5 protein-coding genes are annotated in these 17,444 nt (G+C 71.3%); all 5 read right to left on the reverse strand.

Going from position 1 to position 17,444, the window contains the following annotated elements:
- Positions 1-22 precede the first annotated feature (22 nt).
- Entirely contained in the window at positions 23-4,240 is a 4,218-nt protein-coding gene (locus N7L95_RS29300) for an OmpA family protein (protein ID WP_301261128.1), read from the reverse strand.
- Positions 4,241-4,312: 72 nt separating this feature from the next.
- Positions 4,313-12,256 (reverse strand): SdrD B-like domain-containing protein, encoded by a 7,944-nt coding sequence (locus tag N7L95_RS29305; protein WP_301261129.1) that lies wholly within the window; start codon positions 12,254-12,256, stop codon positions 4,313-4,315.
- A gap of 330 nt (positions 12,257-12,586) precedes the next feature.
- Positions 12,587-14,932 (reverse strand): CHASE2 domain-containing protein, encoded by a 2,346-nt coding sequence (locus tag N7L95_RS29310; protein WP_301261130.1) that lies wholly within the window; start codon positions 14,930-14,932, stop codon positions 12,587-12,589.
- Positions 14,929-16,605: a FecR domain-containing protein gene (locus N7L95_RS29315; protein WP_301261131.1), complete on the reverse strand. Its 1,677-nt coding sequence runs from the start codon at positions 16,603-16,605 to the stop codon at positions 14,929-14,931. The genes N7L95_RS29310 and N7L95_RS29315 overlap by 4 nt, the downstream gene beginning before the upstream one ends.
- Entirely contained in the window at positions 16,602-17,339 is a 738-nt protein-coding gene (locus tag N7L95_RS29320) for a response regulator transcription factor (protein WP_301261132.1), read from the reverse strand. The genes N7L95_RS29315 and N7L95_RS29320 overlap by 4 nt, the downstream gene beginning before the upstream one ends.
- Positions 17,340-17,444 lie beyond the last annotated feature (105 nt).

Below are 17,444 nucleotides of genomic sequence, written 5' to 3' on the forward strand. Positions count from 1 at the left end.
GCGCCGCCGCGCGCACTCCCGGTCAGAACTTGCCCAACATGTTGAGGAACCAGCCGCGGCTGCGGTAGTCCAGGTCCGTCAACTCGTCAGAGAAGTTGGTGAAGTTGTAGCCGATGCCGACCTTGAAGTTCTCGTTGAGGTGGTAGTAGCCGGCGGTCAGCCAGCCCGTGCGCCGGTCTTTCAGCTCCTCGGCGCGCAGCGAACGCAGCTCGACCAGCCAGTCCCACTGCCGCACGACCTTCCAGTCCACCCGCAGCACCGCCAGCGTCGCCGTGCTCTCGAACCAGGGGGCGGCGTCGTCGCGGCTCGGCTTGAGCTCGCCACGGCGCCAGGCATACCGGCCGCCGATGGTCCACCGGGGGCTCAGGTCGTAGTTGACGTCGGCCGCCCACACATGGCTGCGCTGCTGGTAGTCGATGCCGGTGCTCGACACCGCCTGCGACGTCACCCCGGTCACCGAGACCTGGCCTGGTGACGACAGGTCGTACAGGTAGGTGTACTTGAACAGCAGGTTGAGCTTGTCGTTGAGCACCGGGCGGAAGGCATAGCCGAGCACGGCCTCGGTGTACCTGGCGGCGGCGAGCGCGCCCTGCGAGCTGTCGCTGTCGGCCCAGTTCAGCTTGGCAAGCCAGCGGGCGTCGTCGCCCACCTTGTAGCTCAAGGCGTTCTTCAGCAGCCAGCTCTGCCGATGGTCGGCCGTGCCGCGGTCATCCCGGTACTCGACGCCGCCGCTGTAGCGGACCTGCTCGGTGGCATAGCCGGCGGACAGGGCCACCGCCTGGCGCTCCAGCTCGCCCAGGGTTTCCCGGCCGACCCGGCCGGTCTCCAGGTGCACGCCCACCGTCCAGCGGGTGTCCGGGGCGTACTGCACGCCGTAGGCATGGGTGAGCCCGGGCTGCGCGCCGGTGCTGTGGCGGTGCTCGGTGTAGGCGCTCCACCCTTCGCCGACGCGCGACTTCAAGCCGGTGACCATGGTGCCGCCGCGGCCCAGGGTGTTCTCGTCGGTGCGGCCGGTGTCCTGGACATAGGTCAGGTACACGCTGGAGCGGTCGTCGTACTGGTAGTCGACGCCCGCCTTGCCAGCCAGGCCCCCATCGCCGCCAGACAGCTCGCCATGCAGCGCCAGCTTGTCGTTCACACGGTAGCGGCCGCCCAGGCCGCCGCGGTCGTTGTCACGCCGCGTGCCGGTGCGGCGCGCGGTGCCTTGCAGGAAGCCGTAGACGCTCCAGTCGCGCAGGCTGTCGAAGTCCAGCTGCAGACCGACATCGGTGCGCTCGCCTTCCACCGCCTGGGTGGCGGGCAGCGAGGGGCTGGTGACCACGGCATCGGTGTCCTTGCGATCGTGGCGCAGGTGGCCCCACAGCTTCCAGTTCGGCGTGAGCTGCACGCCGAGCTGGGCCTCGGCCGCATCGCTGTCGTAGCCCTGCTCTTCGTCACGACGATCCGCCTTGAGCTTCAGCTCGGTGCGGTCGTTGAGGGCCAAGGAGCCAGACACGCCGGCCTGGCGCGTTTCGTTGGCCGCCAGCTGCCCCGGCGCCGAGAAGCCGGCTTCGCGCACCTGCACATAGGCACCGGCACGGCCCGCCTTCGTCAGCCCGAAGTCGCGCAGGTCGGCCTGGCCTTCCACCCGGAACGCGCTGGCGTCGGTGTCGCGATCCAGCGGCGCTCCCGAGAAGTGATAGCCGCCGTCGAGCGAGGTGAGCTGGGTGGTGCCCGGGCCTTCGCTGCGTGCCACTTCGGCCTTCAGATAGGTGGTCTCGGTCTTGCGCAGCATCAGGTCCACGCCGCCCAGGCGTTGGTCGCCGCCCACCTGCTGCTGGCGCGAGGCGGTCATGCCGACACGCAGCGCATCGGTCGCCCACCAGGACACCCGGCCGCCGACCGCGAGCGTGTCGAGCGAGCTCAGCAGCGGCGCGTATTCATAGTCCACCACCAGGAAGGTGGGCTGCCCGGTCAGCCCGCCGGCACGCACGATGCTGCCGTCGTCCGACAGGCTGGGCAGCGGCGCACTCAGCAGCACCCGGCCCTGCAGATAGTCGACCTCGTAGTCGGAGGCCGGCACCAGCTGCCGCCGCAAGAGCACCAGGCCCGAGTCGCGGTCGCGCACCTCGACATGGACGCGCTCGGCGCCCCGGGTCAGGTCCTGGTTGCGCAGGTAGTAGAGCGAGCCGCCGGTGCCGCGCAGCTCTTCCCGGGCCGACAAGGTGCCGGGCTCCGCCGCATAGGCGTCGATCCGCAGCCGCGCATCGCCGGCCTCGGTGGACTCGGTGCCGGCATACCGGCCGTGCAGGCCGTACAGCCCGCGGCTCACCTGGGCCAGCTCGGTCTCGTTGAGGGCCAGCTTGAAGTTGCCCCACAGCGCGTGCGATCGCCCGTCGTCCACCTTGAGGTAGACCCGCCCCTGGGTCGGTGCGTCTTCGATGGTGGTCGAATCGTCGCCGAAGGTGGACCAGGAATCGGCCGGGTCCATCCGGCGGAACAGCGAGGCCGCGTCCTTGCGGTCCAGGTTCTTCCACAGCTCGTCGAGCGCCCGCTCCTCGGTGTCGACACTGGCGGTGAGGGTCCAGCGCTCGTTGAGCTGTCCCTTGGCATAGAAGGCCAGGCGGCCCTCTTCCCAGTGCTTGCTGCCGTACCGCTCGTCCTGGCGGACGGCCTCGGCCGGCCCCCGCACGCGATGGTGGCCCACGGTGAGGTCGGCCTGGCCGACGAAAAACCAGTCTTCCTGCGGCACCTCGAAGTCGCGCCGGTAGACGCGCTGGCTGCCATCGGCATCCAGCACCGCGATTTCGCCAGTGTGCACGCGGCGCGGCACGATCTGCTGGAAGACGAAGCGCCCGTGCGCGTCGACCGGGACGGCATGGCCCAGCGCCCGGACCTTCTGGTCGGCCCGGATCGCTTCGCCGCTGGCCGTCACCGTGCCGCCGCGCACTGCGATGTTGGTGATCGCCAGGCGGCTGTCGCCGTAGGCGGCCATCAATTCCTTGTCGGCCCGCGCTTGCACGTCCGCCGCGGTGGGACGGTCGCCGAGCGTGAGGGTGAAGTCGCCCGTCTCGTCGAAATTGCCGGTGGCGTCGTACACGCGCAGCCGGTAGTACAGCTTGCCGCCGGCTGCATCGGCGAAACGCTCCGCGAGGCCGGGCGGCACCTGCCACTGCCCGCGCAGCTCGCGGTCGAGCGGCACCGTGGCCAGCAGGCGCGCCTGTCGAACGTCATTGGCGGTGTAGACGCGCAGCTCTGCCTTCTTCAGGAACAGCAGGTAGTTGCTGTAGCCGGCAAACCGGACGGTGTCGCCCGCCGCCACCGTGGTCGGCCAGGCGGCCGCGTTGAGGCGCCGGCTCTGCGCCAGGCTGTCGTACTGCAGGCGAAGCCGGTGCCGTTCCAGGCGAACGTCGATGCAGCGCTGGCGATCCGCGCTGGACGAGTCCTTGCCGAGTTGCGGATCGCCGTCGATGGTGATGCGCAAGGGGCCGTCGCCTTCGGCATACGGCGTCAGCATGTTGCACTCGGTCGGGTCGCTGCGTTCCAGACGCACCGACGACATCGCGCGCGGGGCGGCTTCTTCCTGCCAGTAGACGCTGACTTCCACGCGCCGGTTGGCGGCCCAGTTGGCAGGCGCCTCCCGCGGCTCGGCACGGGGCTGGTCCGGTCCCTTCGATGCGGCCTGGTAGGCCGTCTCGGGCAGGCCGAGCTGCTGCGTGAGGTAGCGGCCCACCTGGTGCGCACGGGCCAGGCCGAGCGCCTGGTTGTCGGGAAAGCGCGCCCGGAGCGAGCGGCTGATCCGCTGCACGTCGGTATGGCCGACGATCTCGAAACGCAGCTGCGGCCGGCCCTTGACCTTGGCCACGATGTCGTCCAGCCGGCGACGGTCCTCGGGTTTCAGCAGGTCGGCGCCGGAGTCGAAGCGCGGCGTGTGGGTGTCGCTGCGGTCCTCGGCCGCACCGGGCAGCTGCACGCTGTCCTCGTGGCGTCGCTCCTGCAGCGTGCGCTCGTCGCCCAGGATGAAGGTCAGCTTGGGCAGCTCGCGCTCGGAGGTCTCGGGCAGGCGGTCGACGCCATGGACCTCCACCGCCCGCCGGTCGGCGGTGCAGCGGTCGTTGAAGCGGCCGCGCGCATCGGTGCCGCAGTGGGCGTCCGGTGGCATGGGCTGCTGGCTGGCGGGTTGGGCGACGACCTGCGCGGCCATGGCCAGGCAGGCGGCCGCGACGGCGCCAGACAGCGCGGCGTGGCGAAAGGGGGTCATGCGAATACGGACGTTCATGGCCTGGACAAACTGGAGTCGGACGTGAGGGTGGAGGTGCATGCAGGCGCTCCGTCAGGGGGTGACGGAGGCCGGCACCCGCTCGACCTCGATGTCCAGGTTGAACAAGGCCCGCGCTTGTGCGGCACCCTGTCGCCGCCAGCGCTCGAACAGATCTGCCTTCAGCGCGGCGATGCGCGCATCGGCCAGCCCTTGGGCCTCACCGGCGGCGGGCCGGTAGGCCAGGCGCAGCACGGAGGGCCGCTGCACCAGGGCGTCGATCACACGGCCGAGCTGGGCCGTGAACTCGGGCTTCAGCGCCTGGCTGCCGGCCTCGAAGGCGTCGGCCCGCAGGTCGAGGCGGACCACCCGGTGCACGGTGGCGCCGAAGTTGATCTTCACGACCTTGCCGCGCGTCAGGCGCTCGGAAGCCGGGTTCTCGCTGGTCACCCGGTAGCCGGAGGGCAAGGTGCGCTCGTCGAGCTTCAGCACGAAGTTGCTGCCGGTGCCTTCCTTCGGCACCGCCGCGCAGGCGAGGTGGTACCGGCCCTGGGCGTCGGTCTGCACGAGCAGGCCGTTGACCGTTGCCAGCCGCACGCCGGCCAGGCCGGGTTCGCCGTCCTCCTGGTAGCCGTTGGCGTTCTTGTCGTCATAGACCTTGCCGATCACGTCGGTGCAGTCGAACAGCGCATCGGGCACCACCCGCACCGTGGCGGTCGCCACATTCGACAAGGCGTTGCCGCCGGCTCCCTGGGTGGCCACGACCTGGTTCAGGTACTCGCCCTCGCCCACGCCGGTGCCCACGCCCAGCACCATCGAGACCTTGTGGCTCTCGTTGGCGGCAAAGCTGCGGGCGGGCAGGCTCAGGCGCCGGCCCTCCAGCTGCGGCACCACGGTCTCGACGGCGCCGGTGGGCAGCCGCTGCACGGTGAGCGAGCCGCCCACGTACTTGAACCCCGGAGGCAGGGTGTCGACCAGCACCACATTGGCCAGGCCGACGGCCCGGGTGTTGCGCGCGGTGATGACGTAGGGCACGAGCTCGCCCTTCTTCACCGTCAGCTTGGACGTGGTCTTGCGCAGCTCGATGGCCGAGCCGGTGCCCTGTGGATCGAGTGGGATGTGGTTGTTCACGACGTTCTGGGCGCCGCCCACGGGCACCTGCAGCCACAGGAAGTACGGCGGCAGTGCCCCCGCCTGCGGCAGGCCGGGGCTCACCACGCAGGGCTCTGCAGCGTTCGCATCGGCGAAGCCCGACGGCGCCGAGCAGCTGCCGGCGTTCAGCGGGCCGGCAGCCGGCGGATAGGTCAGCGAGTTCACATAGGCGGCAGGCGGCGTCACCTCGAGGCGGTATTCCCCCGCCGGCGCACCCGGCAACAGGAAGAACTGGTAGGCCCCGTCGGCTGCCGTGACGCTGGACGCCGCGCCGCCGAGCAGGTGCCGCTGCGGGTCGAAGCCAGTGGGGCCCTGCAGCGCCACGCTGGCACCCGCCACCGGCTGGGCGCTGAGGCTGTCGTACACGATGCCGCCCGGGTCGAGCGGAAGATCCTGGTTGACCACCGTGGTGCCCGCCGCCGGGCTCACCGCGATCCAGGCGCGCGGCGAGGTGCCGCTCACGGTCGGGTGCGGACCGCCGGCGCCGTTGTGCACCGGGTCGGTCGGCCAGGCGCCGCCCACCAGTTGCCCGGACGGCGAGCGGAACCGCACGCGGTAGTCGCCGGGCACCAGGTGGTCGAGGCGGTAGCTGCCGTCGGCGGCGGTGGTGGCCACCGCCAGCACGTTGCTGTCGCCCATGGCGCAGCTCGTGCTGCCGTCGGCACAACCCACCAGCTCTGCCGTCCAGCCAGCCAGAACCGGCTCGCCACCGGCGCGTGCGCGGTCATGGTCTGCATCGCGCCAGACGGTGCCGGTGATCGCTGCCGGGGTGCGCGAGCGTTCGAAGAAGTCATAGCCCGTGCCCTGTGCCGCCGCAACGGTGATGGGCACCCGGATCTGGTTGCTGGCCGGCACGCTGCCGCCCAGGGTGCCTGGCTTCTCGCCGACGCTGTCGTAGCCCGGGGGCTGGGTTTCGGTCAGGGTGTAGCCATTGCTGTCGGACACCGGCAGGTCGTCGAAGCGGTAGCTGCCGTCCGGGCCGGTCGTGACCGTGCGGGACACCGGCCGGCCGGTGGCGTCGGTGCCGGACAGGGTGATGACCACGCCGCGGATCGGCAGGTCGCCCGGCTCGCGCACACCGTTGCCATTGGCGTCGTTGTAGACCTGGCCGGACAGCGATGCGCCGCGCTCGCCAAACAGGTAGTTCTCGCCCTGGCCGCCGCCGTAGACGATGCCGGAGATGACGTCGTTGCCCGCCACGCCACGCGTGATACCGGCCACCGTGCCGGCGGCATCGAGCCCGTCGGCATAGGTGGGGGGCTGGGTCTCGGTGAGGGTGTAGCCCGCCGTGTCGGACGGCAGCAGGCCGTCGAAGACATAGCGGCCGTCGGCGTCGGTGACCGCCGTGCGGTTCACCGCGGCGCCATCGCGCGTCGTACCGGTGAGGCGCACGGTCACGCCGGGCACGCCACGCTCCCCGGTGGAGCGGGTGCCGTCGCCGTTGGCGTCCACGTACACAAGGCCAGAGAGCTGGCCGCCCAGTTCGCCGAACAGGTAGTCGATGCCGCTTTCCTCGGACGCCAGCACGATGCCGCCGATGCGATCGTCGGCACCGGCCGGGTTGGCGCTGCCGCGCGGCGTGCCGGCCACCTGGCCGACACGCTCGCTGCCGTCGGCCAGGCCGGACGGCTGAGCTTCGTCGAGCTGGTAGGTGCCGGGCAGCAGGTCGGCCGCGCCGAAGCTGCCGTCAGGCGCCGTCGTCAGCACCCGCGTGACGGCATGGCCGTACAGGTCGGTGCCCGACAGGGTGACGGACACGCCGGCAATGCCCGGCTCGCCGGCATCACGGCCGCCGTTGGACGGCGCAATGTCGGCATACACGAGGCCGGCCAGGCTGGCCGCCCGCACGGAAGAGAAGTTGTTGCTGCTCGAGCTCGCGCCCACGCTGCCGAGGCGAATGCCGGTGATGGCATTGGCGTTCGAGCCGCGCGGGCCGGCCGTCACGCCGGTGCCGGAGCTCGGCACGCTGCCCGCGACGGAGCCGGCGCCGGTCACGCTGCCGGCTCGGGTCAGGCCCGGCAGGTAGCCGCCGGGGCGGGTTTGCGTCACGGTGTAGCTGCCCGGCGCCACGTTGTTGAACACGTAGTCGCCGTTGCCGTCGGTGGTGGTCGCCACGTCCACCGCATTGCCGTTGTCGTCGGTGCCGCTCAAGCGCACCACCACGCCGGCCAGGCCCGGCTCGCCGCTGCTGCGCTGGCTGCCGTCGCCGTCCACGTCGTAGTAGGCACGGCCGCGCACCTGGCCGCTGGTCAGCTCGCCGAACAGGTAGTCGCCCAGGGTCGCCGGAGCGCCCGAGGTCGGCACCGTCACGCCGGTGATCACATTGCCGCCCGGCTGGGCGACGCCCGGATGGCCGTTGGCGCTGGCCTTGCCCGGGGCGTAGGTGGCGGGCTGCGTCTCGGTGATGGTGTAGCCCGCAGCGGACGAGGGCGGCACGTTCGGGAACTCGTAGCGGCCGGGCTGGCCTGCCACCGGCACCGCGGCGATGTCCACCGGCCGCCCGTTGGCGTCCGTGCCGGTCAGGCGCAGTGCGACCCCGGTGATGCCGGCTTCGCCGGGCTGCACCGAGCCATCGTTGTTGCCGTCTTCGAAGACCCGCACCTGCACCCGGGTCAGCTGCTCGCCAAAGTCGTAGCCAGTGGCCTGGACGTTGGAGCCGAGCTCGATGCCGCTCACGCGGTCATTGGCCGCGGCGCTGCCGCCGGCCGTGCCGACGCTGTCAGTGCCATCCACATAGCCGGCCGGCTGGCTGCCCTCCGCCACGGTGTACTGGCCGGGGAAGAGGCTGCCGAAGCTGTAGCTGCCGGTGGCAGCGGCGCTTGTGGTGGTGAGGGAAACGGCATTGCCGAACAGGTCGGTGCCGCTCAGCGCCACCGCGGTGCCGGCAATGCCCGGCTCGCCCGCCCCGGCCACGCCGTTGTAGTCGCCGTCGTGGTAGACACGGCCGGCGATCGAGGATGCGCGCACCTCGCCAAAGAGGTTGTTGACGGACATGCCAGCAGCGCCAAGGACGACGGTCTGGATGACGTTGGCATTCGAGCCCCTGGGCCCGGAGCTGACACCGGCGCCCCCGGTCGGCACGCTGCCGGCGCTGCTGCCGGCACCCGAAACGGTGCCCGCCCGCGTGATGCCGGGCAGGAAGCCGGCCGGTTGCGTCTCGACCAGCGTGTAGGTGCCGGCAGGCAGCAGGAAGCTGTAGGCCCCGGTGGCGGCATCGCTCATCACGCTCCGGGTGACGGGCTCGCCGGCGTCGTCCGTGCCGGTCAGGTTGATCGTGGTGGCAAGGCCGGGCTCGCCCGGGTCGGGCTGTCCGTTGCCATTCAGGTCGTGGTAGACGCGGCCGGACAGGCTGGCGGTCTGTGCGGTGATGGCGCCGCTGCTGAAGTTGTTGCCGGCGTTCGGGTCGGCGCCGCCGTTGGTGTCACCGGAGCCGGTGGTCACGATGCTGGCCGTGTTGGTGAACGAGCTGCCATTGGCCGGTGTGCCACTGAAGCGCACCGGAATACGCACCGTGGCGGTACCACCGGCCGGCATGCTGGCGATGGCGCAGCTCACCGCGGTGCCGCCGCTTGCGCCGCTGCACGCGGGCGCTGCGGGCGAGAACGTGCCAGCCGTCACGCTGAAGCTGGGCGCGCCAGCCAGCACCAGGCCTGCCGGCAGGTTGTCGGTGAAGGTGGTGATCTCGGCCGCCTGCGGTCCGTTGTTGCGGACCAGGACGAGCCAGTCGAAGGCCTGCGACGAAGCCGCGCTGGCCAACGGCGTGACCGTGCCGGCGCGCACCGCCTGCTTGGACACGACCTGCACGTCCGCCTTCAGGCGGAAGGTGGTCGGCTGGCTGGCGATGTTGTTGCCGGGCAGCGCGTCCAGCGCATCCATCGAGGAATCGGCGAAGCCGACGCTGGCCTGGTTGGTGTACTGCCCCTTGTCGGCGCCGCGCAGCCGAATGCGCACTTGCACCGAGGCGGTCTCGCCCGTCGAGCCGCTGCCGGTGCCGCCCAGCTGGGCGATCAGGCAGCGCACCGTGCCGCCTGCGGCACCCACGCTGGCGCCCGGGGTGCTGCAGGTGACGCCGGCGGGCAGCGGCTGCACCACCTCCACAAAGGTCGGCGCACCGGCGCCGGTCGGCAGCGTGTCGGTCAGCACCACGTTTTCGGCGGTGGATGCACGGTTGCTCGTCACGGTGAGCGTGTACGTCACGTCGTCGCCGACGTTGACCGGGTCGGCATCGTCGGTCTTGTTGACGAGCAGGTCGTAGCTGGGCGCCACCACCGCGGTGGCCTGGGTGGCGCTGTTGTTGTTCTCACCGCCCGCCACCTCCGGCGTGCTCGTGCTCACCGTCACGCTGTTGGTGATGCTGCCGCTGCCGCCACCGGCGGTGCTCAGCGCGGCCAGCGGACGCACGCGCACGCTCACCGTCTGCTGTCCGCCCCGCGAGATCGAGGGCCAGGTGCACAACAGCGTCTTGTTGGCCGCCGTGGTGGTGGCGCCAACGCCCGGGGTCTGGGAACAGCTGCCGGCACCACTCGGCGTGGCCGAGAGGAAGACCAGGCCTTCGGGCAGCGTGTCGTTGATCGTCACGTCGAAGGCGGTGCTGGCGCTCGTGGCAGCCGGGTTGCTCGCCGTGATGGTGTAGGTGAGCTGCTGGCCGGCCGGCACAGGGTCCGGGTTGTCGGCCTTCGTCACCGTGACATCGGCGCGCGCCAGGAAGTAGGCGGTGGCGGTCGGCGAGGTGTTGTTCGACAGGTTGCCGTCGCCCTGGTCCTGTGCCAGGGCGAAGGCGGTGTTGTTGACCTGGAAGTCGTTCGACGCCGTGGTGCCGTTGCCGAAATGGCGCACCGTCACCCGGATGCGCGGGCAGTCGACAGCCGCGGTGCAGACCGGCAGGCTGGCGATGCGGCAGTTGCTCAGGGAAACGTTGCTGGCCCCGGCGGCAAGCGCGCAGCTGCCGAAGGTGGCGGCCCCGGGCACGGTGGCCAGGCTGTAGTCACCCGGGGCAGCGTTGTAGACGTTGTTGAACACGTCGGTCACTGCGACGTCGGTGGCCGTGGCCGGCCCTGCGTTCACGACTTCGATCTCCCAGGTGACCGGCTGCCCGGCCAGCTGCCGGTTGAGCGCCGAGTCGCCGATGCCCAGCACGCGCTTGAGCGTGGAGAGCTGCGCCTGCTCCGCCATGTCCTGGGGCGTGACGCTGACCGAGGCGCAGTCGTTGGCTGCCTGGTTGTCCACCGGACCACCGGTGGACGAGTTGCACACCTGGTTGGTCAGCACCGCACCCGCGACCGTCGCCTGTGCATTGAGGGTGATGGCAGGCGTGGTGGCGTTCACGCCCAGCGTCACGCCGCTGCTGGTGCAGACGATGGTGACCGGGCCCGCCTGCGGATAGGACGCACCGCCGCTGGAGCTGCAGCTGAAGCCGGCCGGCGGCGACACGCTGTTGACCTGCAGGCCGGCGGGCACCGTGTCGGTCAGGGTGATGACGCCGCTTGCGGGGAAGGCAGTCGGCCCGAGGTTGGTGGTCGACACCGAATAGTTGAAGGGCTGGTTCAGCGGCACGGCCGACTGCGGCCAGCTCCTGCTCTTGTTGGCGCGCAGGTCGGACAGCGGGTCGGCCACCGTGGTGGCGACCGAGCCGTTGGCCGAGGTGGCGCCGGGCGCCGTGATGGTTGCCGTGTTGATCACGCCCGGGCCGGTCGAGATGGCCTGCACCGGAATGACGATCTGGCCCATCGACACATTGGCGCCCGCCACGCCCGCGCCGTCCTGGGTGCAGGACACCGAGGGCCCGGCCGAGGGGCAGCTGCTGGTCGCCGTGCAGCTCCAGCCGTTGCTGGAGAAGCTGGTGCTGCTGCCGGCATAGCAGAACGGCGCCGGCAGGTTGTCTTGCACCTGTGCCCCCACCGGATAGTCGCCGCTATACCGGGGGTGGAGGACAAAGTTGAAGCGCGTGCCGGTGAAGACCGGGTCGGCCACCGACTTTGTCTTGCCGATCGAGACGGCGCTGCCCGCCGTGACGGCGGTGTTGAAGCTCGCGGTGTTGTTGTCCGACACGCCGTCCGCAACGCCGCCGCCCGCAGCGACATCGGCCGCATGCGTGACGGTGGAGCCGCCCCCGGCACCGATGACACCGGTCAGCGAGACCGCACGCGAGCCGCCGACGGCGATGCTGCCCAGGCTGCAGCTGAGCACCGAACCCGACAGGGAGCAGCCGGGCGGCGTGGAGGTCGGCGAGAAGCCCGGTGGCACGCTGTAGCTGAGCACCGAGCCGGGCGAGGCGTCGGGACCGTTGTTCGTCACCGTGAACTGCAGCGTCTGGGTGCTACCGGCCGGTGCGGTGGCCGGGCCGCTGAGCGACAGGGCCAGGTCCGCACCAGCGTTGACGGTGGTCAGCTCGGTCTGCGCCGAGCCGCCAGGCGACGGCGTTGCGGTCACGGACAAGGTGCCCTGCGCGACGGAGCGCACGCGCAGCGGCACCTGGACCGTCTCGTTGGCCGCCATCGAGATGCCCGAGCAGGTCAACAGGCCGGGGCCGGGCTGGCCAGCCGCCATGCCGGTGCAAGAGACGCCCGCCGGCAGTGCTGCGGAGCCGGCGTAGATGCCATTGGCTGGGATGCTGAAGCGGAAGCTGCCGTCGGACAGCGGCGTGCCGTTGGTCTCGGCCACGCGCACGGTGTAGGTCACCATGCCCCCTGCAGGCACCGGATCAGGCGAGTCCGGCAGATCGGAAATGATCAGCTGCGCCTGCGCCGCGGTGGCCCCCAGGCAGGCCACTGCCGCGGTGGCGATCGCCTTGCCACCGACGCGCGAAACCGCCTTGAGAAAGGCGCTGACGATGCGCCGCGCCTGAGCCGACCTTCCCTCGTACCACATGTGCTTCTACTCTTGCCAAGCGGAGCCGATGACAGCTCCGGAACCAACCGTTGATGCGCCGCGCCCGAGGGTGCGGCCGTGAAATGAGACGCGCGCTCGGGCGCGCGCCGAGCGCCCCACGCCGCATGCCGACCCGCACGCGCCAGAAGAAAACAGGCAGCGAGGCGGCGCCCGCGGCCCTCCCCTGCTGTCTACCGGTCGGCACTCTAGGGGGACGGTCAGGACACGACCATCGAATTGACAATCGTTGACAGTCGCGGGCTGGCAGACGCCCGTGGGGCGCCGCGCGACAGGGGTCGCGCGCAGCGAGCGCTCACCGCGAGCGCACCGTCACGGCTCGGCGGGCAGCCAGAGGTGGAACTCGGCCCCCGCCTGCGCCTGGCTCTTGAGCGAGACGCTGCCGCGATGGCGCAGCATGACCGCCTGCACAAAGGCGAGCCCGAGCCCGGCCCCGGAAGTGCGCGTGTCGGGCCCCAGGCGCTTGAACTGCTGGAACAGGCCCGCCTGCAGGTCACGGGCGATGCCCGGGCCTTCATCGGCAATGGCCAGCACCCAACCGGCGCCATCGCGTGCCAGGCGGCAGCTGACGGTTCCGCCCTCGGGGCCGTACTTGATGGCGTTGTCGATGAGGTTGGCCACTGCCCGCGTCAGCAGCTCCCGGTCGGCGAGGACACCGGCCTCCTGGTCGCCCACCTCAGTGGCAATGCGCACCTTGCGGGCACGGGCATGGTCCCAGAGGCGGTCGGCCGCATCGAGCAGGATGTCGGCCAGGTTGACCGCCTCGATGCGGTAGGCGTCGGACTGCGCGCGCGCCAGGTGCACGAAGTCATCTGCCAGGGCAAGGGTCCGTCGTGCATGCGACGAGATGCGGTCGAAGATCGGAGGCAGCCGGCCCTCCGACAGGCGATGCAGCTCGACCAGGGTGAGGATGGCCGACTGCGGCGCCCGCATGTCATGCGAGATGAAGCGCAGGGCTTCCTCACGCTGCCGCTGGACCTGGTGCACCGAGGAGACGTCGGTGAGGCTGAGCAGGCAGCCGCCGGAGGCGGGCGAGCCGCCGCGGTGGGCCACCTTGAGCAGCCACTCGCGTCCCTCGTCGTCGCGGGCATGGACCTCGGTGGCGCTCGCCAGAGCGGCCTGCCATGACAGGAAGGGCCGGCCGTCCTCGGTGAGGCCGCGCCGCGCCAGCAGGCCCTCCACCGGTTGTCGCAGCAGGCCGGCGGATTCTTCCCGGAAGTAGCGCACGGCAGCGCCATTGACCAGCAGCACGCGGCCGCCGACGTCGAGCACGAGCACGGGATCGGGCAGGCTGTCCAGGCTGTCGTGCACGAACTGCAGCAGGCCGCGCAACTGGTTCACGCCGGCGCTCAGGTCCGCCATGCGCTGGCCCAGCAGGTCGCCCCCGCTGGCACCCGACGGCCGCACCGCGCCGAGCAGCGGCTCGTCGAGCTGCATGCGGCGGAACTCCTCGCTCAGGTAACGCAGCGCACTCTCGAGCCGCCAGCGGCTCCATAGCGGATAGGCCGCCACCAGGGTGCCAAGCGCCGCCAGCGGCGCAAACACCACCCCGTGGCGCATGGCCAGCCAGGCCGCCCCGTAGACCACCACCAGCAGGCCCGCCACCGCGGCCAGTGCGCTGCGCGGCGCCAGCTGGCACATGGCCAGCAGGGCCAACGCGACCGGTATCGCGCAAAAGAGCGAGTTCTCCCAGCCCAGCGCCGGGCGCAGCTCGATGCCGCTGCGCAAGGCATCGAAGATGTGGGCCGACACCTCCACGCCCGGCATCAAGCTGTCCTCGCTCGCGGCCGGCGTCAGGTAGGCGTCGCCCAGGCCGGCGGCCGTCATGCCGATGAGCACGTACTTGTCCCGCAAGGCGTCGGTGGGCACCGTGCCAGCCAGCACGTCGGCATAGGAAAGGCGGGTGAAATGGCCCGGTGGACCGGCAAAAGGGATCAGGACAGGGTGGCTGCGCAGCCAGGCGCCCGAGCCCGCCTGCGCGGACACGTCGCCGGAATCAGCCCTGCCCTCGGGCACGGTGCGCAGCCGCGGCCGGTCACCCCCCGCCTTCAGCAGCGCGAGCGACCAATGGTCCCACCAGCGGCCGTCCACCCCTTCCTGCAGGAACACACCGCGCGCAATGCCGTCACTGTCGAGCTCCATGTGGGCATGCCCCGTGGCCCGGGCGGCGGCCAGCAGCGGTGCCGCGGGCAGCGCCGGCTCCAGCGTCTGCGCTTGCAGCGAATGGGCGTGTAGCGGCAGCACGACGCGGCCGTGACGGCGCATCGCCTCCGCCAGCCGCTGGTCGTTCTGCGGCTGCTCATGGTCCGGCTCGGCCAGGATGAGGTCGAGGCCGACCGCTTTTGCGCCGGCCGACCGCAGCCGGTCAAGCAGCTCGGCATGCCGGCTTCGCGGCCAGGGCCAGCGGCCGAGCCGGGCCAGGCTGCGGTCATCGATCGCGACGATGACCACATCGGTGGGCGCCGGGCGCTGCTGGGCGGAGGCGAGAAGGTGGTCCAGCAAGGCCTTCTCCACCCGGCTGCTGGGCTGCAGGTAGCCCCAGCCGGCCGCCACCACCACCAGCAACGCCAGCCAGAGCCCGCTCCACCGCCGCGGCACTGCGCGCCCGCGCGGGGGCCGGCCCGCCATGAACCGTCCGAAACCTTGGGGCAACTTCACCGGACTCCGGACTCCAGTGGCCGGCCTCCCTCGACCTCGACCACGGTCCCGTCCGCGGTGCACACACTGGCCTGCGCTGCCACCCGCCGGGTCGCCGAGAACGGTGAACTGAGCCCGTGCTCATCGGTCGTGCGCATGCGCAGGTAATGGGGCTGGCAACCCGCCTTCAAGTGAAAGCGGGCGGGCGGTGCATCCAGCGTCAAGTCCTGCAGGGGTTCCCGAAAGCCGTCGTCTCGGGCCAGCTGCACCTGGTAGCGCTCACCTGGCCGAGGCGTCCAGTACAGCGACACGCCCTCCTCCAGGCGCACCTCGGGCTGCGGCACCGGTGGCAGCGGCAGGACCACGAAGGCGGCGCTGTCACTGAACGGGCCCTGGTCTTGGGCTCCCCCGTGGTCCTGCGCCACGGTGGCGACGCGCCAGCGGTAGTGGCCGGGCGCCAGGCCGCTCAAGTTGAAGAGGCAGCGCGCTGGCTCGGTGCGCTCGAGCACCGGCGTGCCAGGGTGGGCAGTGTCGAACAGCTGCAGCCGGTAGCCCTCGCCCCCCGCCACCTCCGTGCAGCGCAACTCGATGTCGCCGGGCCCGAAGGTTTGCCCCGGGCGGGGAGACTGCACCAGCGGCGGCACCGGCGTCGTCTTGACGCGCAGCGGCATGCGCAGCTCCTGGCCCTGGATGCCCTCTGCATCCACCGCGCGCACGCTGAGCAGGTAGTGCCCGTCGGCCACGCCGCCGGGCAGCACCAGGCGGGCCTGGTCAGTGAACGACTCATACCTCACATCGGCCAGCGATGCGTCGGTGGCGAGCTGGGCCCGGTAGCGCACTGCGCCGGCGACCGGCACCAGCTCCATGCTGAGCGGCCAGCGCTCCACCACGGACGCGGCCGTGGCGGCCTCAGGCGCGGGCAGGAGCGGCCGCACCCGAGGCCGTGCTCCACCGGCCACGACCAGTGCCGCCTGCCCCGCGGCAACCGCGACTTCCTGCCCCCGGGCCGTGTCGGCGACTGCCACTTGGCCCTCGACCACCTCGGACCACGCCCGGCCTGTGCGGGCATCCATCGCCACCCCAAAACGCGTGCCGCGCACCCCGGCCACTGCCAGCGGCGTGCGAACCTGGAAGCGCGAGCCCGGGCGCTGCGGTGCGACGCTGGAATCCACCCGCCCGCCATCCAGCCGTATCAGGTACAGCCCGCGCCGGTCGGCGCCGGCCGTCCGCAGGCGATGGAGCAGGACGCGCGAGCCGCCCGACACGCTCACCAGTGAGCCGTCCGCCAGCCGCAGCACGACGCCGCCGCCAGCCGCGACGTCGAGCGAGGCCCCTTCCTTCAACGCCTCGCCCGGGGCCAACGCGCGTGCGACCGCCTGCGGCCCGCTGGCCACCTGGGCGCTGCCACGCACCTGCAGAACCAGGGCTGTCCCGGGCTCGCCCACCAGCCGGCTGGCCGGCAACCACAACTGCTGGCCGGGGCTCAGGCGGCGCGGATCGCGCACCTGGTTCAGCCGTGCCAGCAGCGGCCAGTCGGCCGGTTCGTCAAGCAGGCGCTCGGCCACCCCGTACAGCGAGTCACCCGGCTGCACCACGTAGGGCACCAGCGGCTCGGCGGGCCGGCCTGCCGCGGGCCACAAGCAGGCGGCGGCCAGCAGCAGGCAGCCTCGGCGGCAATGCCGCGGCCGCTTCACGGCGCCTCCCCCTGCAGCAGGGGGGCGGCAGCGGTGTGGGGTGGTTCCAGTTCTTCCAGGGCCTCGAGCCGGTAGCCTTGGCCATACACCGCACTGAGGCGGTAGCCGCGCTCCGGCCGCAGGTTCAGCTTGGACCGCAGCGACGAGATGTGCGTATCCAGGGTGCGGGACGAGATCTCCGCGGCCCGCCCCCAGACCTGTTCCTCGAGATACGCCCGTGACAGCAGCCGCCCGCGCTGACCGAAGAGGCAGCAAGCCAGGGCGAACTCCTTCTGCTTCAGGCCGATGGGCTGGCCTTCGAACTCCACGGTCTGGGCAACGGTGTCGAAGCGATAGCCACCGTACTGCAGCATCCGGCGCTCGTGTTCCGGGTAGCTGCGCCGCAGCAGCGCCTTCACGCGGGCCACCAGTTCGAAGACACGGGTGGGCTTGACCATGTAGTCGTCGGCACCGCAGCTGAGGCCCTCGACGATGTCGCGCTCGTCGCCCCGGTTCGTCAGGAACAGGATGGGCATGGGATGTTCGCAGCGGGTACGCACCCACTTGACCACGTCGATGCCGGCAATGTCGGGCAGTTGCCAGTCGACCACCAGCAGGTCGAAGGTCTCGCGGCGCAGCGCGTGCAACAGGCCTTCACCGCGATCGAACATCACGCATTCGTGCCCTGCAGAGCGCACGGAGCGTTGCACCAGATCCAGCTGCGACGGATCGTCATCCAGTGCCGCGATTCGCATTCCTCTTCCCTCAGAAGCTCATTTTTCTGACTGCCCATCGTCCCCTGCGGCCCGATGCTGGGGCGTGATTGTGCCTGCTCCGTGGGTCAGGCAAGTGCGACGACA

The organism is Eleftheria terrae (genome assembly GCF_030419005.1).
GTDB lineage: Bacteria > Pseudomonadota > Gammaproteobacteria > Burkholderiales > Burkholderiaceae_C > Caldimonas > Caldimonas terrae.

Bases quoted from the DNA above. Each gene is read 5' to 3' on its own strand.
- N7L95_RS29305 (WP_301261129.1), bottom strand. From the start codon at position 12,256: ATGTGGTACGAGGGAAGGTCGGCTCAGGCGCGGCGCATCGTCAGCGCC.
- N7L95_RS29320 (WP_301261132.1), bottom strand. From the start codon at position 17,339: ATGCGAATCGCGGCACTGGATGACGATCCGTCGCAGCTGGATCTGGTG.
- N7L95_RS29300 (WP_301261128.1), bottom strand. From the start codon at position 4,240: ATGACCCCCTTTCGCCACGCCGCGCTGTCTGGCGCCGTCGCGGCCGCC.